This window comes from Streptomyces sp. NPDC006430 (assembly GCF_040612395.1).
Classification (GTDB): Bacteria; Actinomycetota; Actinomycetes; order Streptomycetales; family Streptomycetaceae; genus Streptomyces.
Genome location: NZ_JBEXQA010000001.1, coordinates 140,616 through 164,492, shown reverse-complemented (window position 1 = coordinate 164,492; position 23,877 = coordinate 140,616). Strand labels below are relative to the sequence as shown.

Below are 23,877 nucleotides of genomic sequence, written 5' to 3'. Positions count from 1 at the left end.
TGGACAGGGCGCGACGCTGGGCCGACGCCGACCGCTTCCCCACCCGCGGGAGACCACGCGCCGCACCGCCGACGGCCCGGACTGTCGTCGTTGACCTGCTGGGAGCCCGCCGCACACGACGCCGGCCAGGGGCTTCTCGGTGACCGTCACCTCGGCGGGAGATCCCGGTGATCTCCGTCCGCGACGTCGCACCGAGCTTCGGCGGTGGCCGACAGCTGGGGGCGCGCGATGTCACGCGTGACCGCCGGGTCGGCGGTGAAGAACGAGGCGGGCGCGAGCGGCAGTGCCGTGACGACGAGCAACCTGGCGGCCGGGCGGCCGGGCGGCCGGGCGGCCGGGCGGCCGGGCGGCCGGGCGGCCATGGTGATCGTTTCTTCCTACTCCGCGCGGATGGCGCCATGTGTCCGGGCCCAACTCCCCGTCCGCTTGCGGAAGGTCACGTGGGCGGCGCCCTCGGGTGGCCGTGACGGGCGCTCGCGCCCGCACCTGACGGAGGATCCCCCCTCACCTTCCTGGCCGCGTGGTGACCGTCCCGGACCGCGTGCCGTGGCTGCGCGAGCGGGGCCATGGACCGTGCACAGAAAACTTCGACCGGAGGTGAATCCTTTCCGGACCTCCCCGCCTCTTATCTGCGTACCGGCCGAACGGGCCGGCAGAACCGGGAGGAAACACCCATGATGGTCGCTGGCCTCATTGTGATCGGAGCCCTGCTCGTGGGCGCGTGCAGTTGGCACCTGATGCGGCGCTACAAGAGCCGACGCTGACCAGCGCCGCGCAGGGCGCCTTCCGAATATGAGTAACAGATGAAACAACGATTCGCTTGGCCGGACGACCGGCTGATCAAGGCCGCTCAGGACGGCGATGCCACTTCGCTCGCCACCGTCGTCATGGAATCGCAGCCTCATGTGCGCAAGTTCGCCATGTCGCTGTGCGCATCGCCGCAGGACGCGGAGGACGCGGCACAGGAGGCGCTGATCACCCTCTACCGGAAGATCGGCACCTTGAGGGCCACTGGTGCGCTCGCCTCATGGATGTTCCGGATCGTGCGCAACGAATGCCTCCGGCAGGTACGGCAACTCGTCTCGCGGAGGGACGAGGCGTCGACCGAACCGGACTCGTCCGCGGAACGGTCCGCCGAGGACGCGGTGCTGCACAGGCTGGAGGTGGAGCGGATCGCGGCTGCGGTCAGTGCCCTTCCCCGTGACCAGCGGCAGGTCCTGATCATGCGGGACGTGCAGGGCCTGCCAGGCAAGACCGTCGCCCGTTCACTCGGTCTGAGCAACGCCGCGATGAAATCGCGGCTGCACAGAGCGCGCGCAGCCCTCCGTCACTCACTGGCAGCGACCGACCGAGCGCCCGGCCAAGCCATCGACCAACCAGCCGGAGGAGACTCACAACCGTGAACACCGTGAACACCGCGCAGGGCGCGAAGGCCCGGGCCACCGCGCAGTCCGGGGGGCCCGGTACGAACTTCGCCAGCAAGTCCGTCCCACGCCACCTGGCGCGTGGCGTCATCGGCTTCGGGCTGATCCTCGGCTCGATCGCCCTGGTGCCCGTCGCCGGCCCGGCCACTCTGCTGGCGGCACCGTTGGCCCTGATCGCCTTCCGCGGCTGCCCCACCTGCTGGATGGTCGGCCTGGCGCAGACCATCTCGCGCGGCCGTCTGGAGCGCCAGTGCGTGGACGGCGTCTGCACCCTCGCCAAGGCTCACCCGGCGGCGAACGCCGCGCACGAGCCGCCAGCCGACAGCCGCTGACACAAAGGGCCGCCAACCGTCGAATTCACCCCCAACTCGTGGGCGGGAAACCGCCGACCGAAGACGGAGGTTCGGAACGGCGGTTGACGCGGCGCTGTATCGGGTCGGGGCCGATCCTCGGCACGTCAGCCAATGGTCTTCTGCGTACTGCTCAGCAACCGGATCGCCGGCGGTGCGGCGTCCCGCTCTGAGAACGGGCGACTGCGGGCAGGCACCCCGACGGGCCCGGCAGGCGTCACGGCCCTCCATGCGTGCTGCTGACGGACCCACCGACGTGCGGCGTGTCCTGCAAGGGACTGCCAGCGGGGATCCTCGTCTTCTCCTCGGACCCGCGACGGACGAGGTTCTCGCTGTCCGGGTTCTCTCGGCTGCTCGGATGGCCTCGACCACGGGTCGGCGGGCGGCTGCGGGGGCCGCACACGGCCCCCGGCCTCCACGACGGCACAGCGGCCAGCCGGCCGCGTTCCGCCTCGTCGGCCCCTGCCAGCAGACCCTCCGGGCCCGGTGGCCCGCTGCGCGGGGGCGAGTCCGCTCGGTCTGCGGCCCCGCGGCAGTGCACCGACGCCTCCATCTGTGGCGTCTCGACCGCTGCCCCGGGGAGCGATCTTGTCCGGGCGAGCAGACAATGAGCGCGAAGGCCTTCTCGCGGCGATGGCGAGATGCGGGGGTTCTGCGGTCTGGAGGTCATGGGACATGGGATCAGTGCCGCCATGACGGTCGAAGAGCAGGCGCCCCAAGTCGGCGCGCGCCTGCCCGTCGAGGGCTTGGGTCATCGCTCCGGGCCGGTGGAGCGCGCCGATCCCGTAGGGCCGCCGAACCGCCCGCCGCTCGACTCGCAGGACGAACTCGTCTCCATCCGGAACACCGTGGCTCGGCTGAGGGCCGCCTATCCCTCTGTGGACGCGGCGACGGTCGAGGCGACGGTCAGGACCGCGTACGAATCGTTCCACCGGGCCAGGGTCAGAGCCTACGTCCCGATCCTGGTCGAACGCCGGTCCCGGAAGACGCTCAGTGCCGTCTGTCGCACGGCTGCCGGTCAGGCCGTCGCCGACGTGGAAGACGGCCCGGAGCCGGACGCAACACCGTCCAACGGGCCCCGAAGCGGTGCGGAGCCGGCTGTGATCGACTTGGCCGCCGAGACGCCTGCCCACCCCGGACCGGAGAAGGACTCAGTAAAGGACTCATAGGTGATGACGGACGAGAGAGCCGAACGCATCGCGGATTTCATCCGGCCACTACGGGTGAAACCGGGATCGAAGGTGCGCCTGGACCGGGACTTCGATCCCCGCTACAAGGCCGGTCTGAAGAAGCGGAAAGGGATCGAGCTGCTGCGGACCGGAGTGTCGTTGCTGGCCGAGTACCAGGATCGGCTGGCCGCCCAGGACACGTACGGCGTACTGCTCTGTCTCCAGGCACTCGACGCCGGTGGCAAGGACGGGACGATCCGCCACGTGATGAGCGGTGTCAATCCCCAGGGCGTCCGGGTCAGCAGCTTCAAGGTGCCCTCCGCCGAGGAGCTCGACCACGACTACCTGTGGCGTTACGCCCAGCGGCTGCCCACGCGCGGCGAGATCGCCATCTTCAATCGCTCGCACTACGAGGAGGTCCTGGTCGTTCGGGTCCATCCCGAGCACCTCGTACGGCAGAAGCTGCCGGAGAGCGCACGTCGGTCGGGCCTGTGGGACCGACGCTACCGGGAGATCAACGACTGGGAGCGCCACCTCACGGACAACGGGTTCAAAGTGGTGAAGATCTTTCTGAACCTGTCCAAGGAAGAGCAGCGCACCCGCTTCCTGAAGCGGATCGACCTGCCGGAGAAGAACTGGAAGTTCTCTGCGGCCGACGTCCGGGAGCGGCGCCGGTGGGACGACTACCAGGACGCGTTCTCCGAGATGCTGTCGGCCACGAGTACGAAGTGGGCGCCGTGGTACGTCGTGCCGGCGGACCGGAAGTGGTTCGCCCGGATCTCGGCGGCGGCGGTCCTCGTGCACACCCTGATGGACATCGACCCCCAGTACCCCGACGTGGGGAACGAGGCGCGCAGGGATCTGCTCGTCACCAAGTGGGAGCTGGAGCAGGAAGCCCCCGCCGGGACCCCGGCCGATCCGTACGCCTCCGTACATCCATCGGCCTCCGGAACCACTGACCGCGGAGACGGGCAGACGGGGAACAGGCCGAAGAAGAAGAAAAGGAAGAAGAAGCGCGGCTAGGGCCTGTCGGATCGGCGCGCGATCGGCCCGGACGCGTCCGGGGACACGGATCGGAGGCAGAACGATGACGGTGCGGTCGGATTCGGTGGGAAAGGAGCCTCGGGCTTCGGAGGGCGGCTGGTACACGCGTGCTCCCGAGGAGGTCGTAGCTGCGTTCGGCGTCGATCCTGCGGTCGGTCTCTCCGCGGCACGGGCCGCGGAACTCCTGACCGCGCACGGCCCGAACTCGCTGCCCGAGGAGAAGCGAACTCCGACCTGGCGCCGGTTCCTCATGCAGTACCGCAGCTACATGCAGCTCGTCCTCTTGGCCGCGGCGGTCGTCTCGCTACTCATCAGGGAGTGGACCACCGCCATCCTGCTGGTCGTCCTGACCCTGCTGAACGCGATCATCGGCCTGCGCCAGGAGGGCAAGGCCGAGAGCGCGATGAACGCGCTGCAGTCGATGATGAAGGCGACGGCGAGGGTGCGCAGGGACGGGACGGAGGCCGAGATCCCCGCCGAACAGCTCGTCGTCGGCGACATCGTGCTCATCGCCGCCGGGGACCAAGTGGCGGCGGACGGACGCATCATCGAAGCCAGTGCCCTGCAGATCGACGAGTCGGCGCTCACCGGCGAGAGCGTTCCCGCCTCGAAGGACACCGGCACGCTGGAGGGCGCCCGACCGACACCCGGCGACCAGACGAACATGGCGTTCATGAACACCCCGGTCACCCATGGCAGCGGCGTACTCGTCGTCACCGCGACCGGCGCCCGCACCGAACTCGGCAAGATCTCCGGAATGCTGTCGGCCACCGAGAAGGAGCTGCCACCGCTCACCAAGGAGCTCGACACCCTGACGCTGTGGATCACCGGAGCGGCGGGCCTGACCATGATCGTGATGTTCGCCTTGGGGCGGCAACGGGACCAGGCCTGGGACGCCCTGTTCATCAGCGCGGTCTCACTGGCCATCGCCGCCATCCCAGAGGCCCTGCCGACCGTGACCCAGGCCATCCTGTCCGTCGGCAGCCTCAACCTGGCGGAGCGGAACGCCATCGTCAAGGAACTGCCCTCGGTCGAGACCCTGGCGTACACGTCGGCGATCAACTCGGACAAGACCGGCACCCTGACGATGAACCAGATGACCGCCGTCGAAGTGATCAGCCCCACCGACCGGTACACCGTCTCGGGCACCGGCTACGGGCTCGAAGGGAAGATCCACCACGCCGCAGGTTCCACCGACCGCATCGAGGAGGCGATTCTGCCGTACCTGGTGGCCAACGACGCGAAGCTGGTGGACGGCAAGGTGGTGGGCGATCCCACCGAGGGCGCGCTGCTGCTGCTCGCGCACAAGGCCGGGCTGGACGTCGATGCCACCAGGGAGAGCCTGCCCCGGCTCGCCACGCTGCCGTTCGACCCGGGCTACAAACTGATGGCCACCTTCAATTCGGCGGTCGACGCCTCCGGGCAGCAGGTCGTCCGGTGCTTCGTCAAGGGCGCGGTCCCGGCGGTGGTGGCGCGGGCCACCACAGCATTCGCGGCGGGCGAGACCGTTGCGTGGGACGCCGACCTGGCCGGGCGTGCCCAGGCGCAGACCGAACGGATGGGCGGCGAGGGGCGCCGGGTGATGGCTGCGGCCACCCGTGATCTGGACCCCGCCGGCTTCGATCCGGAGGGCGACCTGCTCACGTACGTCACCGACCTGCGGATGACCAGTCTCGTCGGCATGGTCGATCCGCCCCGCGAGGCCGCCAAGGCTGCCGTGGCCGACGCCCAGGCCGGGCACATCCGGGTCCGCATGGTGACCGGAGACGACGTCACCACCGGTGCGGCGATCGCCCGGCAGCTCGGCATTCCCGGCGAGGCCGTCCTCGGCGCCGATTTCGCCGCCATGAGCGAGGAGGAGCAACTCGCGCGCATCGACGACATCGGTGTGGTGGGGCGCGTCGCACCGGAGCACAAGGTGCTGCTCGCCAACACGCTCAAGAAGAAGGGCGACGTCGTGGCGATGACCGGGGACGGCGTCAATGACGCGCCCGCCATCAAGGCGGCCGACATCGGTATCGCCATGGGCAGCGGCACGGACGTGGCGAAGAACGCCGGACGCATGATCCTCTCCGACGACAACTTCGCCACCATCGTCTACGCCGTGGAGCAGGGCCGGCGGATCTACGACAACCTCACCAAGTACATCCGGTTCGTACTGCTGCTGCTGGTCACCTTCGTGGTGACCTTCCTCGGGGCCACCGTCTTCAACATCGCCGCCGGTGAGCCCTTCACCCCGCCGCAGGTGCTGTGGATCCACTTCGTGGTCAACGCCTCCTTCGGCTTCGCTCTGGGCTTCGACCAGGAGAGCCCCGGGCTCATGAAGCGCAGGCCGCGTCCGCGAGGGGAATCGGTGCTCACCCGCCCCGTACTGCTCACGGTCGGAATCGGCGGGCTGGCGATCAGCATCGTCCTGCTCGGACTCATCAAGCTCGGCGAGGCCCACTTCGACAGCGTCGAGACCGGTCAGTCGATCGCGTTCACCGCCTTCGCCCTCTGTCTGATCGTGGCCGCGTTCGAGTGCCGCAGCGAGACGGATTCGGTGCTGACCCCGTCCACCTTCGACAGCAAGCAGATGAACCGGGTGGCCCTGGTCCAGTTCGCGCTGACGGTGCTGGTGACCCAGATGGACGGCTTCCGCAGGCTCCTCGGAACAACGTCGATCAACGCGCGGCAGTTCGGCTGGGCCCTGCTGTCCGCCTTCGCGCTCCTGCTCCTGTGGGAACTGGGCAAGCTCCTGGCCCGCCGGTCGAGAAGCACGTGATGCGTCGGCTGTTCCCCGTCCTCTGATGCGTCGGCTGTTCCCCCGTCCTCGCCCGCGTGCGGTGTCGTCCTACCAGCGCCAGTGGGCTGGCCAAGGACTAGTCGCGGGAGTCGTCCTGACCACGCTTCTGGTGTCGCATGGCATGACCCCTGACCGCACCCGTACCGCAGGCGGTTCACACCGGACGCCGTTCGTCGGCCGGACCGGCACCAGCCGGTGATCAGGCGGCGCCGCGTCCTGCCGCCACCTGCCCCATCGTCAGCGCCAGGCGCCGCACCCGGCCCCAGTCCATCGGCGGCGTGCTGTGCGGTACGCCCGGCCGGCGCCGTGGCACGCGCACGCGCAGAGCGCCGGGCGCGAGACGGCAGCGCACCGGAGTCGGCATCGTCAACGCTTCACCGTCGACACCGACCGGGATGACGGGAGCGTCGGCGTCGACGACGACCTCCCGGGCGGTACCCTCGGTCAGCCCACGGCCCTGCCCGCCCCGCAGCAGGAGCTCCGTCGCTTCGGCGGTGTTGCCGACGCCGACGCCCAGCACCCCCAGCTCGCCGGAGTCCAGACGCTCCCGGCGCCCCAGCCCGGCCGGGTCACCCCTCTGGTAGGGGTTGTTGCTCACCAGTACGGCCTGGGGACCCTCCATGGTCAGCGAACCGGCACGGACACTCAGCCGCGCGCCGCTGTGGTGAGTCAGCAGATCCGGCAGCATCTCCAGGATCGTGCGGGCCTTGTCGTCGCGATAGGCGGGACTCTGCACCACTTCCGCGTACACGCCGAACGAGGCGTTGTTGATGAAGACGCGCCCCGCGCTCCGGTCCACGGGCTCTCCCGCATGGAGGTAGCCGAGGTCGATGCGCAGCTCGACGCCGTCGGTCAGTGCCTCCAGACACCGGGAGGGGTCCTGCCGGTCCAGGCCCAGGTCCATGGCGAAGTGGTTTCGGGTGCCGGCGCTGATCACCATGAAGGGAATGTCGTGCTCCGCAGCCACGCCGGCGACCAGTGCCTGCGTACCGTCGCCACCCGCCACGCCGAGCAGATCTGCTCCGCCCCGGACGGCCCGCTGTGCCAGCTCGGCCACGTCCTGCCGCCGGTCCGGATCCAGCACGACGACCTCGGCTCCCAGGGCCCTGGCCCGCTCCGCCAGGTGGAACTTCTCGACCTTTCCGCCGCCCGAGCGCGGATTCATGATCAGGAACGGATGCTCGGCCCGGCTGACGGAGCGCTCCGGCATGCTCGGCGGACGGTCTTCGGCGAGGGCGGCCCTGCCCGCGGAAACGGCCAGCGCCCATAGACCGAGCGAGAGCAGGACGACCCAGAGCAGCCCGGCGGTCGCGTACAGAACCAGGACACCGAGCGGCACGGCGACCACCAGCAGCGCGGCCAGCACCCTGATCCAGCCGGTGCGGGTGAGCATCCACCACACGCCGGCCGCCGTGAGCACCAGGCCCGCCCATCCCACCCCCATGAGCACGAGGCTTGAGAGTTCGCCGAAGACCACCAGCACCAGAATCGCCGCAGTGCCCGCCGCGAGGGACAGGCGGGCGGTCCCGCGCCTGCTCATGGGGCAACCTCCCGCCGCCCGCCGACCGCCGGGCAGAAACCTCTTCCCGTGGACAGGGACGTCCACGGGCATCCAGCTTCAGGCTACGAGCGGTCACCCCGCGCGGCATGTCCACCGGGCATCCGAGCACGTCGACGGCTTTCCAGCACGTCCGTTCGCTTGCACGACGCTCCGCGGCCCACCGTGACCTCTGCGGGGTCGGACCGCAGTGCCGGTGTCGAGCGCTGCGGTCCGTGCCGCGCTACGCGGCCAGGGCCGCGCGGTCGAGCTTCCCGTGCGCGGTCACCGGCAGCCGGTCCAGGTGGCGGACGTGCTGCGGCACCATGTGCGCCGGCAGACGCTCGGCGAGCGTCGTACGGACCATTGACGCCGGCACGGTGTCGCGGTCCGCCACGACGTACGCGGTGAGCGACGGGTCGCCGTGACCGTCCCGGGTCACCAGACAGGCCGCGCCCGCCACGCCCGGCACGGCGCGCAGCGCCGACTCGATCTCGCCGAGTTCGATGCGGAACCCGCGCAGCTTGACCTGGCCGTCCTGACGGCCGGCGTAGTACAACAGGCCGTCGGCGTCGGCGACCGCCCAGTCACCGCTGCGGTAGTACCGACCGGCCCCGTCCCCGGCATCGACGAAACGTGCCGCGGTCAGGTCGGGCCGCCCCAGGTAGCCGTGGCTGACGCCGGTGCCGCCGACGCAGATCTCGCCCGGCTCGCCGACCGGCACGGGCCGCCCCCCGGCGTCCCTCAGGGTGACCGCGAGGTGCGGGAGCGGACGGCCGATCGGTGTCCGGCCGGGCACGGCGTCCCGCAACGTCTCGCGGGTCAGCGGGCAGTGGGTGACGTGGACCGTGGTTTCGGTGATCCCGTACATGTTGATCAGTTCCGCGTCCGGTGCGATCCCGGCGTCCCACCAGCGCTCCACGTCCGCGGGCACGAGCGCCTCGCCACCGAAGACGACCCGGCGCAGGTCGGGCAGGCGGACCTGCTCGGCGACGGCCTCGGCGACGAGGTTGCCGAACGCCGACGGCACCTGGTTCAGGACGGTCACGCGCCGGGAGGCCAGCAGTCCGGCGAACTCCAGCGGGTCCGTCGCGGCCTCCCGGTCGACGACGACCAGCAGGCCGCCGTACAGCAGCGGCCCCCACAGCTCCCAGACGCTGAAGTCGAAGCTCAGCGAATGGAAGAGCGTCCACACGTCGTCCGCGCCGGTGCCGAGCAGCGGCACGGCGGCGTCCATCAGGGCGAGGACCTGGGCGTGGCCGACCATGCAGCCCTTGGGGTTGCCGGTGGAGCCCGAGGTGTAGATGACGTACGCGGTGTCGTCGGGGAGGAGCGGCGGCGCGGCGGCACCCGCACGGGACGCGGTGCGGGCCGCCAGTACGAAGGGGCCCGCCTCGGCGATCGGGGTCTCGTCGGCCAGCAGGCCGCTGTCGGACAGCACCAGTTCGGTGCCGGAGTCCTGGAGCAGGTACTCCTGACGGGCCGCCGGGTAGTTGGGGTCGACCGGCAGGTACGCGGCGCCGGAACGCAGGATGCCGAGGACGGCGCCGGGCGCGTAGCGGCTGCGGGCGGCACGCAGCGCCACCAGTCGGCCCGGGCCGGTGCGGCCCTGGAGGCGCTGCGCGATCTCGTCTGCGAGCCGGTCCAGTTCGAGGTAGGACGTCGTACCGTCGGCGTCGCAGGTCGCGGTGCGGGCGGCGTTGCGTACGGCGGCGCCGGCGAAGCGGGTGTCGATGCGGTCGGCGGGTCGCGCGGACCCGGCCGGGTCCGCGCCGGCGGCCGTCAGCGGACCGTCGACGTCACCGGCGGGCCGGTTCGGGGCCGGCAGCGTGTCGACGCCGGTGTGGGTGTTCATCGGATCCTCCCAGGGGAACGTTGCGGGGCGGGCGAGGGACGGAGCGGGTCCGCGGGCGGGGCGGACCGTCAGACGGCGCCCTCCAGGACGGCCGCGGACACGGGGGACGCGGCGGGGACCAGTGCGTGCACCAGGTAGCTCGCCACGTCGCCCGGTGTGGTGCCGCGGCCGAAGATCCGATCGGCGCCGAGCGTGGCGGCCGACGAGGCGTCGAACCGGGGACCGCCGACCACCAGAAGCGGCCGCTCGTGGTCCGCGAACTCGGCCCGCAGTTCCGCGCTCAGCTCGCGCACGTTGGTGAGGTGGGCATCGCGTTGGGTGACGGCCTGGGACACCAGGACCGCGTCGGCCTGCTCGGCCCGCGCCCTGCGCACCAGTTCGTCGACCGGCACCTGCGCGCCCAGGTTGAGGACGCGCATCGCCTTGTAGTACTCCAGGCCCTTCTCGCCCGCGAACCCCTTGATGTTGAGGATGGCGTCGATGCCGACGGTGTGCGCGTCGGTGCCGATGCAGGCACCGAGGACGACGAGCTTGCGTCCGAGCCCGTCACGGATCGCCGTGTCCGCCTCCTTGGCGGAGAGCAGCGGATAGTCGCGCTCCGCCACCTGCACCTGCGCGAGGTCCACGGCGTGGGCGACGGCTCCGTACACGACGAAGAAACTGAAGTCGGTGCCGCCGACTGCCTTGCTGTGCACCAGCAGCGGGCGCTCCATCCCCATCCGGCGGGCGAGTTGGAGCGCGGCGCCCTCGGCGCGGGCGCCGTGCGGCAGGGGCAGGGTGAAGGACAGTTGCACCATGCCGTCGTCAGTGGTGTCGCCGTAGGGGCGGACCGGGCCCGTGGTCAGGGAGTCGACGGGCTGGGAGTCGACGGGCTGGGTGTTGAGGGGCTGAGAATTGGCGGGCTGGGGATCGGTGATCATCGGGCCTCGGTTCCATCCAGGATGTCGGCGGCCGGATTGCAGTAGCCGGGTGCGCGGCGCACCACGCCGTCCGCCCCGCGGCCGCCGTCCGCGGGACGCCGCATACCGCCGAAGGTGCCGCGCCCAATGGCGTCCAGCAGGCCTTCGTCGCAGATGTGCGCCAGCAGCCCTACGGCCTCGTCGAGCACGTCGTGGGCGCGCCGGGCGATGAACCCGTCCCGGGCGGGGCGGAAGTCCTCGGCCAGCGAGCCGGCCGCGCCCAGGACGTATCGGACGTTCTGCAGGGCCAGGTCGCGGTCGGACAGGAACGGGGTGACCACGGCCTCCGTCATCATCCCGACCAGCAGGATGCTCTGCCCGGTGAGTGCTCCGGCCAGGTTGAAGAAGCCGTTGAGCAGGTAGCCGCGGAAGACGTCGCCGGTCATGTGCCGGGTCGGCGGCATCCACTTGAGCGGTGCGTCCGGAAAGAGCTCGCGGGCCAGCAGGGCGTGGGCCAGCTCCAGGCGGAACGACTCCGGCCGGTCCGGGTCGATCTCGAAGGCATGGCCGAGACCGAGCTGTCCGTCCGGCAGCCCCGCCTCCTTGGCGAAGTACTCGTTGAGCAGCTGACTGGCCGTCACCGTGTGGGCTGCGTCGACGGCGTCGGCGGTGGTGAGGTAGTTGTCCTCGCCCGTGTTGATGAGGATGCCGGCGCGGGCGTGCAGCTGCCGCGAGAACCGCTGGTCGACGAAGGTACGCACGGGGTTGATGTCTCGGAAGAGGATTCCGTACATCGAGTCGTTGAGCATCATGTCGAGACGTTCCAGCCCGGCCAGGGCGGCGATCTCCGGCATGCACAGCCCGGACGCGTAGTTGGTGAGCCGTACGTAGCGGCCCAGCTCGGCGGACACCTCGTCGAGTGCGGCGCGCATCAGCCGGAAGTTCTCGCGCGTGGCGTAGGTGCCTGCGTACCCCTCGCGGGTCGCGCCCTCCGGAACGTAGTCGAGGAGCGACTGGCCGGTGGAACGGATGACCGCGATCACGTCGGCGCCGCCGCGGGCCGCCGCCTGGGCCTGCCGGATGTCCTCGTAGATGTCGCCCGTGGCCACGATCAGGTAGATCCAGGGGGCGGGCGGATCGCCCAGTTCCGCCGCCATGCGCGTGCGTTCTGCGCGGCGGGCGTCGATGGTGTCGATGCCCCGGGCGACCGCGCTCCGGGCCGCGCGCGCCGCCTCGTCCGCGTCCGCGCCCGCGGGGATCCGGAACGACACGGTGCGGGCGGCGGCGCAGGCCGCCAGATCGGCCAGGTTCCGGTACCGGCCGGTGCGCAGCGCGTCCCACACCGGCAGGCATACGCCGTGCTCCAGTCCAACGGCGTCGGCCACGGTGTCGACGAGCCGGTTCACCCACGGGATGCCCTCGGGGTCGGCACCGTCCAGTCCGGCCAGGCGCAGGGTGGCGCGCTCGACGGACACGGTGGTGTGGGATCGGGCGAGATCGACGACGGGACGGCCGGCGCGGGCCGCCAGCTCACGGGCCCGTGCCACCGTGTCCGGGTCCAGGCCCAGCTTTCCGGGGACGGTCGGTCCGGTTCGGCCGACCCGGACCGGTACAGAGGCAGGCGCGGGCGCGTCTGCCGACGCGGGGGCGGGGGCGGTCATCGCACGTCTCCGTTCCCCGCATGTCCCGCGGTACGGTCGAACAGGGCGCGTACGCCCGGCACCTCGCGGACCAGGTCGAGGGCGAGGGCGCTGTGACCCGGCTGGTAGCCGTTTCCGATCAGCAAGGTGACGTCGCGGGCCAGCCCCTCGGCGCCGAGCGCCGCCGCACTGAACGACGTCGCCATCGAGAAGAACACGACCGAGCCGCCGTCGCGGGTGCCCAGCACTGCCGCGTGCTCGCATCCACCCACGTCCGTGCACACGACAGTCACGTCGGCCGGACCGCCCGCGCCGTCGAGCAGCTCGTGCAGGGCGAGCGCGTCCCGGGCGTCGGCCCGCACCACTTCGTCGGCGAGTCCAGCGGCGCGCAGCGCGGCCTCCTCCGCCGCATCGGGCACCACGCCGACCAGTCGGCCGGCGCCAGCGCGGCGGGCAGCCGCCAGCGCCAGCGATCCGGACTTGCCGGATGCGCCGAGCACCAGCACGCAGGGAGCGGTCCCGGACCGGGTGTACGAGTCGACGATCCGGGCGGTGAGGGCCGGCGCGCCGCACACGTCCAGTACGGACAGGGCGAGTTCGTCGGGCAGGTCGTCCGGCAGGACGGCGGCGATCGACCGGCCGAAGAGGATCGCGTGGCCCCGCGCCGGGACGCGCTCGCTCAGCCCGTCCCAGTCACGCAGCCCGTCGGTGATCTGCAACGGCGTCAGGGTGAGGGACACCAGGGTGGCGACCCGGTCGCCGGGCCGCAGGCCCAGCGGCGACTGCGGCCCCACGGCGGCGACGGTGCCGATCAGCATGCCGCCCGACCCGGTCACCGGATTGTGTATCTTGCCGCGGTCCCGGACCAGGTCGCACACCGTGCGCCGCACGGCGTCCCCGTCTCCGCCGTGCGCCTCGCGCAACTGCCGCAGCGACGCCGCGTCCAGGTTCAGGCACGTGACGTCGATGCGGACCTCGTCGGGCGCGAGCTGCGGATCGGTGTCCAGCCGCCGGGCGGCCTGGGGCAGTACGCCGGCGGGCTCCAGGACCCGGTGCAGCCCGAACGGCGAGGAGGTGCGTGTCGCGCCGGACGTCATGACGCCTCGCACATCAGCGTCTCGGCGGCCTCGGCGCTGGTCCACCACTTGCGCCCCTCCTCGGGCAGGGTGTGCACCGGGTCGTAGTAGTGGTGCACCCGGTCCAGCGCCTCCGGGTCGTCCTGGTCGACCGTCGTGCGGTAGTTCTTGGTCCAGTAAGAGATGCCGCGCTCGCGGTCGTAGGCGTCGGTCTGGTCCACCCAGCGCTTCCCGACGTACGGAACGTCGCAGACGACCCGCGGCGTGGCGAACCCCGGCAGGTAGCCCATGATCGAGCGCTGCAGCGCCTGGGCGCGGGACAGCGGCAGCCGCCAGTGCTCGGCGCCCGGGATCATGTCGCAGAGGTAGAAGTAGTACGGCATGACCCCGGCCGAGTCGAGCAGGGCGAAGCACAGGTCGAGCAGTGCCTCGGGCGTGCTGTTGACGCCGTCCAGCAGTACGCCCTGATTGCGCACGTCGCGCAGGCCCGCCGCCAGCAGCGCCCGGGACGCCTCCGCGACCAGCGGCGTGATCTGCTGCGCCGCGTTGGCGTGGGTGTGCAGGGCCAGCGACACGCCGCGCTCCCGGGCCCGGGCGGACAGTCTGGCGACGCCGTCGAGCACCTGCGGGGACAGCCAGTGCTGGGGCAGCCCGATCAGGCCCTTGCTGGCCAGCCGGATGTCCCGTACCGAGTCCAGTTCCAGCAGCCGGCCGACGAAGGCCTCCAGCCGCGGCCAGGGCACGTTGGCCACGTCTCCGCCGGACACGACGACGTCGCGGACCGTCGGCGTGGCACGCAGGTAATCGATCATGCGGTCCAGCCGGTCGGCGGGACGCAGTACGAAGCGGTACTTGGTGACCTGCGGGGTCGAGGTGCCGACGAGGTCCATCCGGGTGCAGTGCCCGCAGTACTGCGGGCAGGTGGTCACCAGTTCGGCGAGCACCTTCGTCGGATAGCGGTGCGTCAGGCCCTCCACCGCCCACATCTCCACCTCGTGCAGCGAGTCGCGGGAGGCGAGCGGATGGCTGGGCCACAACGGATGCCGGTCGGAGGCGACCGGCAGCATGTACCGGCGCACCGGGTCCTCGTACCAGGCGGCCGTCTCGACGGGTGCGTGCGGCGCCATCGTGTTCAGCACGTGCGGCGGCAGCAGGATCGACATCGTGGCGTGTTCGCGCTGGTCGGCCTCGAGGTCGGCGTAGAACGCCTCGTCGAGCCCGGACCCGGCGATCTCGTGCAGTTGGCGCACGTTCTTGACGCAGTGGGCGCGCTGCCACTGCGGGTCGCGCCACTGCTGTTCGGTGACGTCGCGCCATCCGGGGAAGCGCCGCCAGTCCGGTTCGACGGCTTCGTGACGACGGTAGATGTAGGGCTGCGGCAGGGGCTCGGCGACGGTGTCCGCGGGGACGGCGTCGGCGCGCAGTGAACGGGACACCATGTTCCTCGGTTCCTCGGTTCCTCGGCGGATCGCCGGTCAGTGGGTTAGGCGGTAGACGAGCAGGTCTTCGGCATCGCGTTCCGGTAGGAGCGTGAAGCCGGCCCGTTCCATGACGCGCTGCGAGGCGGTGTTGTCCTCGGTGGTCGTGGCGACGACCGTGTCGACCCCGGACTGCCGCAGCGTCCACGCGGCCAGTTCACCGAGCGCCTCCGTGGCGTACCCCTGGCCCCTGGCCTGCTCGGCGAGGTCGAACCCGATCTCCGCCGAGCCGTCGGACGGCGGCCCGTGGAACCCCATCGCGCCGACGACCCGGGCGTCCTGGGCCCGCACCAGCAGGTACATGCCCCAGCCGTACTGGTGCAGTCCCGCGTCGGCGGCCCGGACGAGCATCTTCGCCGCGATCTGCGTCTCGGCGCTGGGCGCGCCCCCCAGCCAGTCGAGACCGGCCGGCTCGCCGGCCGTGATCTGCCGCGCCTCCGCGGGCAGCACCTCACGCAGCCACAGCCGGTCGGTCGCCAGCAGTTGCAGGGCGGGCCGGGCGGCGTCCTCGGCGGCGGCCTCGCGCACGGGGGCGGGGCGGCCGTCCGTCCACAGCTCGGCGATCCGGTCCAGGCACGCCTGCTCGGTGCCGGTCCAGCCGATCGTCCGCCATCCTGCGGGCAGATCGTTCCCGCTGGGCCACACGGCGTACTGCTGACGGGGGTTGATGATGACAGCGTGCGTCACGGAGTTCTCCTGGTAGAGCGGTGCCGCGCGGTTGGGCGACGGCGGTCGGCTGTGATCAGCAGACGGAAGGGGCCCCGGCGGGTGCGGTCCGGAGCGGCCGGGCGTCCTCGGGGAGGGCGGCGGCCGGGTCGATCTCGTCGAGGGCGTCGAGGAGCCGTACGAGGTCGTCCTCGGAGCCGAGGGAGACGCGCAGGTGGCCGGCGAACCCGAACCGGCCCGCGTCGCGCACGAGGATGCCGTACTCCTCGGCCAGTAGCCGCTCGGCGGTCGCCGAGTCGGCCACGGGGACGGCCACGAAGTTGGTCGCGGAGGGCAGCGACTGCCGCCCGCGCAGCAGGAGTTCGCCCTGGAACCATTCCCGTCGCAGCGCGTTGCGGCGGTGCACGTCCTCCAGGTGGTCCTGGTCGGCGAGCGCCGCGACGGCCGCGGCCTGGGCGACGGCGTTGACGCTGAAGGGCATGGTGTCCTGGACCGCGCGCAGCTCGGCGACGAGGTCGGCGCTGCCCACGGCGTAGCCGATGCGGAGCGCGGCGAGACCGTACGCCTTGGAGAAGGTCCGCAGCGACAGCAGCGGGGCGCCGCTTCCGAGGTAGTCGCGCACCTGCGGGGTGCCGGCCGGGGCGAATTCCAGGTAGGCCTCGTCGATCACCAGCGGCGTGCCCGTGACCGCGGCCTGCTCGACCAGCCGGTCGAAACGACCCCGGTCGAGCACCGCCCCGCTCGGGTTGTGCGGGTGGCACAGGTAGACGACGCCCGCCCGGTCCATCGCCGCCGCGACGGCCTCGACGTCGGTGTGGATGCCGTCGAGGGGGATCTCCTCGCACCCGCGGCCCACCGCCGTCAGACAGATCCGGTAACCGGGGAACGTCCCTGCGGTGGTGACGCCGGGGCGGTCTCGGTCACCGAGCGCAAGTGCGCTCAACAGGACCAGCTCGTCGCTGCCGTTCGCGACGGCGACCTGCGCCCGGTCGACGCGGGCCCATTCGGCGATGGCCTCCAGGGCGTCCTTGCGGGCCGGGTCCGGGTACTGGGCCGTGGGTGCGAGGGCCTCGCGGGCGGCCTTCAGCGCCCACGGGCTCGATCCGTACGGGTTCTCACTCAGGTGCAGCCGGGCGGGGCCGGCACCGATCGCGGCGGTCGTCACGCGGCGTCCCCCAGCAGCACGCCGAAGCAGTAACTGCCTGGCTCCGCCTCCAGGGTGAGGAAACGGTGCTCGGCCCCGGCCGGCACGTGCAGCAGCGCCGGCGAGGACAGCTCGTGCGTCTCCCCGTCGACGGTCACCTCGATGCGGGCGCCGCCCGGGTGGGGCGATACGAGGAAGTAGATCTCGGCGACCTCGTGCCGGTGCGGGTCGGCGACGGGACGGCCCACCAGGTGGTCGATGGGGCCGCCCGCCAGCTGCACCGGCACACCGCCGAACATGTCCGCCGTCAGGTAGAAGGGGGCGGGCTCGTGGTGGCCGGCGACCGGCAGGAACTTCGGTACGTCGGTGCGGATCTCGGCGGTTGCCACTAGGGCCACTCCCTTTCCAGCTATGGTCCTCTCGATGGGCTGAGCCTGGACGATCCCGCTCGAGCGGCGCTGGAGCACGGAACCGGCCGGGGCGCGACGTCAGCAGGCCGGTACGGCCCCCGGGACGTCGGTCACGGTGCGCAATTCCCCGTCCGGGCCCTCCACCGTGAAGGACAGGGTGGCCAGGGCGCGGTCCACAAGCTTGAACATCGTGTCGTGGTCCGGCACCACGCCCTCCACCCAGGCCAGTTCGCTGGAGTGCACCCCGGCGGGGAGCAGCGCGCCGGGGGAGAACGGAATGACGACGTTCGCCACGCCCTCCAGGGCCTGCGCGGCCCGCAGCCCCCGCATGGAGACGTACGTGCCGCCGTCGGGCGGCGCGGGTACGAACCGGACGAAGACCACCTGGTCCTCGTCGGCCCGGACGCGCGAGACGTCCTCGCCGAGCGCGACCCGCCCCGCGCGTTCGACGGCGGGCATCCCGCCGCCCAGCCGGGCCAACTGGGTCTGCCAGCCGCCCAGCCGTCCGTTCACCTCGATGATCCGCGGACCGTCCGGGGTGAGCTTCAGTTCGGTGTGGGTGACCCCGGTGGTGACCCCCAGCGCTTCCAGGGCGGCCGACACCAGGTCCAGGGCCTCGGTCCGCTCGGAGTCCGGCAGGGGGGCCGGCCGTAGGTTGCCGACCTCACGGAACGGCGGCGCCAGCGGGAACTTGCCGGTGACCGCCCAGTGCGAGATCCGCCCGTCGGTCACTGCGGACTCCACCGAGATGTAGTCGCCGAAGCGGCCGCAGTCCCGCCCGCGCAGGTACTCCTCCAGCACCAGGGACGTCTCCGCCCGTTCCCCCGACAGCAGGCGCTCCACCAACTCGGCGCCCTCCCCCGCGTCCTCCACCAGGTGGGTGCTGCGGCTGCCCTCGCCGCTCGACGGCTTGAGCACGGCCGGCAGGCCCACGGCGGCGACGGCCTGCGCCCACTCCTGCGGCCGGTGCAGCAGGTACGAGCGCACCGAGTCGACGCCTCGTTCGCGCAGCCGCCGGCGCTGGGCGAACTTGTCGCGCAGCAGCTCCACCGTGGCCGGGGTGTGGTACGGCAGACCCAGTCGCTCGGCGAGCTCGGCGGTCACGGCCTGTTTCGACTCGCTGAACGTCAGGACGGCGTCCGGGGAGAACGGACGGAGCAGGGCGGCCGACGCATCGAGGTCCCGTGCGTCCAGCCGGACGACGGGTGCCAGCTCCTCTGCCAGCGGTCCGACGTCTTCGGTGTGGTCGGACGGCCACAGCGCCAGCAGCGGCGTGCCGAGCGGCTCCAGGCCGTCGACGATGTCGATGAGGGATGCGGAGCCCGTGTCGTACACGACGACGATGACGGGATGCTCGGGCATGGGGGACTTCCTTTCTTCGGGCACGGAAGCGGGCTCCTTCCCGGGCCCGCTTCCGTAGGCGCTACGGCGTGGGCTGGTCGGACTCCGCGGCGTACCGCACGCCGGACAGCACGCTCGCCAAAGGAGTGGACGGGAGGGTGGCGCCGCCCCGGCCGGCGGCCACGGTCCCGATTCCGAACAGCGGCAGCGCGGACTCCGTACCCGACACCTCTGCCTCGACGGCACGGTGAGCCGACCAGCGCTCGCGGCCGAGCCGGAACCGGTCGCTGACCACCTGCTCGCCGCGGACCGCGTTGATCTGGCTGCCGTCGTGCTCGAAGCCGAACTTGCGGCACACGCCCTGTGAGGCGTCGTTGCCGCGGCGCACCACGGAGAAGGCCTGCTCGGCGCCCAGCCCGGTGAACGCCAGTTCCAGCGCGGCGGCCCGGGCGTGTCCGCCCAGGCCCTCGCCCTGCCGGCTCAGGGCCAGCCAGGACGTCAGCAGCACCTCCCGGGTGACGCCGAAGTCCCGCGCACCCAGGCTCTGCGAACCGATGACCTCGCCGTCGTGCACGACGACCAGGTAGAGCGTCCAGTCCTCCGGCGACCAGGAGGCCATGGCGTTCCAGTGGCGCTGCAGCACGCGGCGCGCGACCTCCTCGGGGCTGCCGTCGGTCCACTGTGAGAAGAACGGCATGAACCCGGGAGCGTGCACCCCCTCGACGGCCCGGTCCGCGAGCGCGTCGAGATCCGCAGGCGTGGGCCAGCGCAGTTCGATGCGGGACGTGCGGACGCTGATTCCGGTGAGCGGCCAGTTCTTCATGGTGTACGGCACCTCGGAGACAAGGGAGTTCGGTGTTCGGATCACGCGGGCGCGCGGCCGGTGGACACGGTGCGCTCGACGGGCGGCACCGCGGCGGCCCGGCCACGGCCGGTGGGTGGTGCTTCGACGGGTCGGGGGGTGCGGCGGCCGGGCCGGGCCCCGGGCAGCCGGGGCCGGGGCCGGTCGTACGGCCTTGCCGCACTCGCGGCGCCCGGGGCGCCCGGGCGCCCGCAGATCCGGCCCGATCCGTGGGCCGCGCTCTAAGCCGCCGCCTTCACGGGCTCGGGCGCGGTCGGCTGCGCGGTCCCGGCATCCGGACCTGCCGTCTCCGCGTCGGGCTCCGCTGCGGCGCATGCGTCGGCGCTGGCGGTGGGGTCCTCCTCCGGCGCGGGCAGGTCCGCCTGCGCGGTGAGGGTCGTGCGCAACCGTACGGCCACTGCCACGACGGCGAGACAGCCGCCCAGCAGGACCACCATCAGACCGAGGCCGTCGGCCCAGGGCAGCGTCGCGCCGGCGAGCGCGGGCCCGGCGACCGATCCGGTCGAAATGGCCACGGACAGCAGGGCGTTGACCCTTCCCCGGACCCGTTCCGCTGCCAGGTCGTTCAGCAGGGAGGTCACCACCGGGAAGACCAGGGCTTCGCCCACCGACAGCAGCACCACTCCGGCCAGGGCGAGGCCGAGCGCGGCGCCGCCCCGCTGCAGGCCGGCGACCAGGACCAGCGCCCAGGCCAGGGCCCACACCGCGCCGGAGACGGCGAGGACCGTGCTGCGGCGGATCGTCTGGATGCGTTCGGCCAGCAGGAACTGCGCGCCCACCGCAACGAGGATGTTGACCGCGAAGGCACCGGAGATGCCCTCCGGCCCGAGGGCACCGCCCTGGGTCAGATAGCCGGGCAGACCGGAGCGGAACTGCCCGTACGAGACGAGCGAGCACATGGCCAGGGCGGCCAGCAAGGCCCCGATGTGCCGCTGGGTCAGCACGTCGCGGTAGCCGATCCGCGGCGTGCCCTCCGTGCTCCCGTCGTTCTTGCCGTCCGCCCCGACGGCCTTCGGCAGCAGCCAGAACAGGGCGGCTCCGGCCAGCAGGAACGTCGCTCCGTCCGCGAGGTACAGCGCGACGAAACGGGCTGCTCGCGACCCCGTGTCCAGCGAGGCCACGACGCCGCCGACGAGTACGCCGAGCCCGGTCATCGCGTTGAACACGGCGTAGTCCGCCGAGTAGGCCAGTCCCCGTTCCCGTGCGGAGGAGGCCCCCGCGTACAGGAAGCGCAGCACCGTGCCCACCCCGCTGATCCCGAAGCCGTACACGACGGCGGCGGCCAGCGCGGTCGGCGCTCCGGTCGCCTGCGCGTACAGGGCAGTGCCGACGCCAGCCACCGCCATCACCAGCGGGACCGTGGTACGCGGCGGGAAGCGGTCGAGCACCGCACCCCACATAAGTCCCCCGACCACCGCCGTGGCCGCCTGCACAGCGAGCGTCACGGCGGGCACCCATGCGGGCAGTCCGCGCACGTCGTTCAAGTAGATCCACAGGAACGGCAGCACGAGACCGCCGCCGAACGAGTTGACCGCGTTGACGGCGAGGACGGTGCGGGTGCGGGGGGAGAACTCCCGCAGCACCGCGACGGGGTTGGGCATCAGTGCGCCTCCAGAACGTACAGCCACGAGTGGGGGGTGCCGAACGGCACGACCCGGCGCGGCACCAGACCGGCCGCGGCGAACAGCTCCTCGTACGTCTCCTTGGTGTGCAGCGGTACGCCCATGAGCGCGTGCGCGAGCTCGTAGCCCAGGGAGAAGACCGGCAGCGCCGTCGAGTCCTCGGAGTGGGGACGCAGCATCGTGTCGGCGAGGACGAACGTGCGGGCTGCCGGGAACGCCTCCCGCATCCGCGTGAACGTCTGCGGGCGGGTCTCGGGGTTCGCCAGCAGGTCGTGCAGGAGGAAGAAGCTCATGACCGTGTCGACCTCGGCGAGCCGGTCGCGGTGCGCCGCGCGGTGGCACACGTCGAGCACGTCCGTCTGGATCGCCTGGACCCGGTCGGCGAGACCCGCTTCGGCGATGGTGCGGTGGCCGAGCTCGGTGGCCGGGCCGCTGATGTCGAGGCCCAGGCCGCGGGTGCCGGGGCGCTCGCCGACGACCCGCGAAACCCGGGCGGAAATGCCGCTGCCGAGGTCGGCGAGGACCGAGAAGTCGACGTCGGCGAGGACGGAGTCGAGGGTGCCGGCCATGAAGGAACGGTCGTTCTGGCCGGAGCCGAGGGCCACCATCGCCTCGTCGCGCAGCACGTCCGTACCGAACTCGGCCTCTCCGGTGGCGATCCGGTGGGCCTGCGCGAACACCTCGTTGTATCCGCCGACGCCCCAGGTGAAGTAGCCGCGCATGCGGAGCATCTCCTGGCCCGCGCTGGTCAGCAGCGCGGTGTCGCCGCCGTCCTGGAGGCGGAGCCAGCCGCAGGTGGCGGCGGCGCGGACGATCTCGCGCAGCACCCGCTCGCGGACGGCGGGGCCGGCCTCGGCGGCGACGGCGCGCAGGTCGAGCAGCGGGTTGGCGGCGAGCCGTTCCCAGATGCCGAGCCGGTCGAGCGCGTTGACGACGGTACCGGCGACGTAGCCGTTGAACGCCTGGTCGACGCCCATCGGGGCGGGAGCGGCACCGGCCCAGTCGGCAGGCGTCGCAGCGGCGGCGAGGTGGTCCTGTACGGCTGTCATGGGGGTCCTTTCGGGGGTAGGGCAGGGGTGGATCAGAGGGTGGCGGCGGCCGGTCGGAGGGAGGATCCGGCCAGCTCGACCCACTCGGCGAGCAGTTCGTCCGCCGACGAGGACCCGGCGACCGGGGCGTACACGGCGAGCGCTACGGCCCAGCCGTCCCCCGTCGGAGCCAGCGCGCAGCGCACCAGCGGGGCGTCGGCCGCGGCGAAGGACGCTTCGACTGTGGCGGCCCGCACTTGAGCGAGCACCTCGTTTCGCTGGTCCCGGCCGAGGTGGGTCACCGGCGCGGGGGCCGGCGAGGTGCGGGCGAACCAGCGGCCACCGTGCTGGGTGAAGACGGTGCGCAGCGCGGGATGGCGCTGCTGTAGCGCGGCGAGCGCGGTCTCGGCGGCCCGCGGCTCGGGCAGCGGGCCGGGCAGTACGGCCGTTGCGCACAGGGTGTGCTCGGCGGCGCTGCCGCGCCGCACGAGGTCGTGGAAGAGCCAGCGCTGCTCGTGCGGGGTGAGCGGTCGCAGTCCGCTGACCGGTCCGGTGACCTCGCCGGACCGCCGGAACGGGTAGCCGGGCAGTCGTACGCGTCGTCCGCCGCGGTCGAGCGAGCAGTCGACATCGACGCCCCGCTCCCACAGGGCGGCGAACAGGTGCGCGTAGGAGTGGGGGTCCAGGGGGTCGAGGCACAGTCCGGTTCCGGCGAGGCCGCCGGGGAGCGCCGAGGGGGCGTCCGGCGCGGCGGAGCGGGGGGCGGTCAGGCGGACGACCGATACGGATCGACCGGGTTCGGGGGCCGCCGGGACGGTGGTGCGGTCGGCAGCTGCACGGAGCGCGTCGGGCAGGGTCAGGGCGCCGTGGAGGGCTGCCGCGGCGGCTGCGCCGGGGCCCTGGCCGCGGACCGCGAGGGGCCGCAGGCCGCGGGCCGCCAGCCACACGCCGGTGCCGTGGAGCACGGCGGCGGTGCGGGCGGCCGACCGGTCGGAGCCGGGGGGCAGCTGCAGGGCCTCGGCCTGTGCGACCGCCTCGGCCACCTGCGGCAGGTCCGGGGTGCCGTCCGTGACCGCGGAGCCGTCGCCGAGGTCGAGGACCAGGGCTCCGGCGGCTTCGGTCGGTCGCGGGTCCCGGGCCGCTTCGCGCAGGGCGGCGGCGAGTTCGGCGCGGTCCCTGCCGGTGACGGCGCGCCGCACGGCGAACCGCTCCCGTCCGTGCGCGAGCGTGACGGCCACGTCGTCCGGCCCGAGCGCGGGATCGCCCTCCAGTCGCTCCGCGAGCCGCTGGCACACGGCCGCCACGGCGTCTTCGTCGCGGGCCGACACGGCGAGGACGCGCGGCGCGCCGGCTCCCTCCAAGAATGTCGTGCTCATGATGGAACTCACGCCCTTTCCCGTGTACGGGTGTGGATGGCGCCCCTGCCCGCTGCTGCGGGCCGGAGGAGGTGTGTGGTGGTGGACGCGTGCGCGGCCGGGGCGGCAGCCGGGTTGGCGACCGGTTCGGCAGTCGGGTCGGCGGCCGGGGCCCGTCCGGGGGCACTGTCC

At 72.3% G+C, this 23,877-nt stretch carries 20 protein-coding genes; 5 read left to right on the top strand and 15 right to left on the bottom strand.

The window, feature by feature from the left end; all coding sequences use genetic code 11:
• Nucleotides 1–146 precede the first annotated feature (146 nt).
• Complete coding sequence (locus ABZZ20_RS00810) at nucleotides 147–362, bottom strand: hypothetical protein (protein ID WP_356865290.1); 216 nt, start codon at nucleotides 360–362, stop codon at nucleotides 147–149.
• Between the two features lie 441 nt (nucleotides 363–803).
• Here ABZZ20_RS00810 and ABZZ20_RS00805 point away from each other — a divergent pair, with 441 nt between their 5' ends.
• The 5 genes from ABZZ20_RS00805 to ABZZ20_RS00785 all read left to right on the top strand — a co-directional run bounded on the left by ABZZ20_RS00805 (nucleotide 804) and on the right by ABZZ20_RS00785 (nucleotide 6,751).
• Nucleotides 804–1,403, top strand: coding sequence for an RNA polymerase sigma factor (locus ABZZ20_RS00805; protein WP_356865288.1), 600 nt, complete (start codon nucleotides 804–806; stop codon nucleotides 1,401–1,403).
• A 5-nt stretch (nucleotides 1,404–1,408) separates the two neighbouring features.
• Nucleotides 1,409–1,756, top strand: a complete 348-nt coding sequence (locus ABZZ20_RS00800) for a hypothetical protein (protein ID WP_356866097.1) — start codon at nucleotides 1,409–1,411, stop codon at nucleotides 1,754–1,756.
• Nucleotides 1,757–2,466: 710 nt separating this feature from the next.
• On the top strand, nucleotides 2,467–2,943 hold the full coding sequence (locus ABZZ20_RS00795; RefSeq protein ID WP_356865286.1) for a three-helix bundle dimerization domain-containing protein: 477 nt from the start codon (nucleotides 2,467–2,469) through the stop codon (nucleotides 2,941–2,943).
• A 3-nt stretch (nucleotides 2,944–2,946) separates the two neighbouring features.
• Nucleotides 2,947–3,966, top strand: coding sequence for a polyphosphate kinase 2 family protein (locus ABZZ20_RS00790; protein ID WP_356865284.1), 1,020 nt, complete (start codon nucleotides 2,947–2,949; stop codon nucleotides 3,964–3,966).
• Nucleotides 3,967–4,030: 64 nt separating this feature from the next.
• Complete coding sequence (locus tag ABZZ20_RS00785) at nucleotides 4,031–6,751, top strand: HAD-IC family P-type ATPase (RefSeq protein WP_356865282.1); 2,721 nt, start codon at nucleotides 4,031–4,033, stop codon at nucleotides 6,749–6,751.
• A gap of 220 nt (nucleotides 6,752–6,971) precedes the next feature.
• On the opposite strand, the gene ABZZ20_RS00780 is transcribed toward ABZZ20_RS00785, so the two are convergent.
• The 14 genes from ABZZ20_RS00780 to ABZZ20_RS00715 all read right to left on the bottom strand — a co-directional run bounded on the left by ABZZ20_RS00780 (nucleotide 6,972) and on the right by ABZZ20_RS00715 (nucleotide 23,706).
• On the bottom strand, nucleotides 6,972–8,312 hold the full coding sequence (locus ABZZ20_RS00780) for a diacylglycerol kinase family protein (protein ID WP_356865280.1): 1,341 nt from the start codon (nucleotides 8,310–8,312) through the stop codon (nucleotides 6,972–6,974).
• Between the two features lie 241 nt (nucleotides 8,313–8,553).
• Nucleotides 8,554–10,164, bottom strand: a complete 1,611-nt coding sequence (locus ABZZ20_RS00775) for an amino acid adenylation domain-containing protein (protein WP_356865278.1) — start codon at nucleotides 10,162–10,164, stop codon at nucleotides 8,554–8,556.
• A 68-nt stretch (nucleotides 10,165–10,232) separates the two neighbouring features.
• On the bottom strand, nucleotides 10,233–11,084 hold the full coding sequence (locus ABZZ20_RS00770; RefSeq protein WP_356865276.1) for an OAM dimerization domain-containing protein: 852 nt from the start codon (nucleotides 11,082–11,084) through the stop codon (nucleotides 10,233–10,235).
• A complete protein-coding gene (locus tag ABZZ20_RS00765; protein ID WP_356865274.1) occupies nucleotides 11,081–12,724 on the bottom strand; it encodes a lysine 5,6-aminomutase subunit alpha in 1,644 nt (547 codons plus the stop codon). Before ABZZ20_RS00765 ends, ABZZ20_RS00770 begins: the two co-directional genes overlap by 4 nt.
• Nucleotides 12,721–13,800 carry an L-erythro-3,5-diaminohexanoate dehydrogenase gene (locus ABZZ20_RS00760; protein ID WP_356865272.1) on the bottom strand — a complete coding sequence of 360 codons (1,080 nt, stop codon included), beginning with the start codon at nucleotides 13,798–13,800 and terminating at the stop codon, nucleotides 12,721–12,723. The genes ABZZ20_RS00765 and ABZZ20_RS00760 overlap by 4 nt, the downstream gene beginning before the upstream one ends.
• Nucleotides 13,797–15,218 carry a lysine 2,3-aminomutase gene (locus ABZZ20_RS00755; RefSeq protein WP_356865270.1) on the bottom strand — a complete coding sequence of 474 codons (1,422 nt, stop codon included), beginning with the start codon at nucleotides 15,216–15,218 and terminating at the stop codon, nucleotides 13,797–13,799. Before ABZZ20_RS00755 ends, ABZZ20_RS00760 begins: the two co-directional genes overlap by 4 nt.
• 36 nt (nucleotides 15,219–15,254) lie before the next feature.
• A complete protein-coding gene (locus tag ABZZ20_RS00750) occupies nucleotides 15,255–15,944 on the bottom strand; it encodes a GNAT family N-acetyltransferase (protein ID WP_356865268.1) in 690 nt (229 codons plus the stop codon).
• Between the two features lie 55 nt (nucleotides 15,945–15,999).
• On the bottom strand, nucleotides 16,000–17,088 hold the full coding sequence (locus ABZZ20_RS00745) for a histidinol-phosphate transaminase (RefSeq protein WP_356865266.1): 1,089 nt from the start codon (nucleotides 17,086–17,088) through the stop codon (nucleotides 16,000–16,002).
• Nucleotides 17,085–17,456: a cupin domain-containing protein gene (locus ABZZ20_RS00740; RefSeq protein WP_356865264.1), complete on the bottom strand. Its 372-nt coding sequence runs from the start codon at nucleotides 17,454–17,456 to the stop codon at nucleotides 17,085–17,087. The genes ABZZ20_RS00745 and ABZZ20_RS00740 overlap by 4 nt, the downstream gene beginning before the upstream one ends.
• A gap of 99 nt (nucleotides 17,457–17,555) precedes the next feature.
• A complete protein-coding gene (locus ABZZ20_RS00735; protein ID WP_356865262.1) occupies nucleotides 17,556–18,839 on the bottom strand; it encodes an ATP-grasp domain-containing protein in 1,284 nt (427 codons plus the stop codon).
• Nucleotides 18,840–18,900: 61 nt separating this feature from the next.
• Nucleotides 18,901–19,641, bottom strand: a complete 741-nt coding sequence (locus tag ABZZ20_RS00730) for a GNAT family N-acetyltransferase (RefSeq protein ID WP_356865260.1) — start codon at nucleotides 19,639–19,641, stop codon at nucleotides 18,901–18,903.
• 260 nt (nucleotides 19,642–19,901) lie between these two features.
• Nucleotides 19,902–21,281 (bottom strand): MFS transporter, encoded by a 1,380-nt coding sequence (locus ABZZ20_RS00725; RefSeq protein ID WP_356865258.1) that lies wholly within the window; start codon nucleotides 21,279–21,281, stop codon nucleotides 19,902–19,904.
• Nucleotides 21,281–22,351: an SAM-dependent methyltransferase gene (locus tag ABZZ20_RS00720; RefSeq protein ID WP_356865256.1), complete on the bottom strand. Its 1,071-nt coding sequence runs from the start codon at nucleotides 22,349–22,351 to the stop codon at nucleotides 21,281–21,283. The genes ABZZ20_RS00725 and ABZZ20_RS00720 overlap by 1 nt, the downstream gene beginning before the upstream one ends.
• A 32-nt stretch (nucleotides 22,352–22,383) precedes the next feature.
• Complete coding sequence (locus ABZZ20_RS00715) at nucleotides 22,384–23,706, bottom strand: hypothetical protein (RefSeq protein ID WP_356865254.1); 1,323 nt, start codon at nucleotides 23,704–23,706, stop codon at nucleotides 22,384–22,386.
• Between the last annotated feature and the right edge of the window lie 171 nt (nucleotides 23,707–23,877).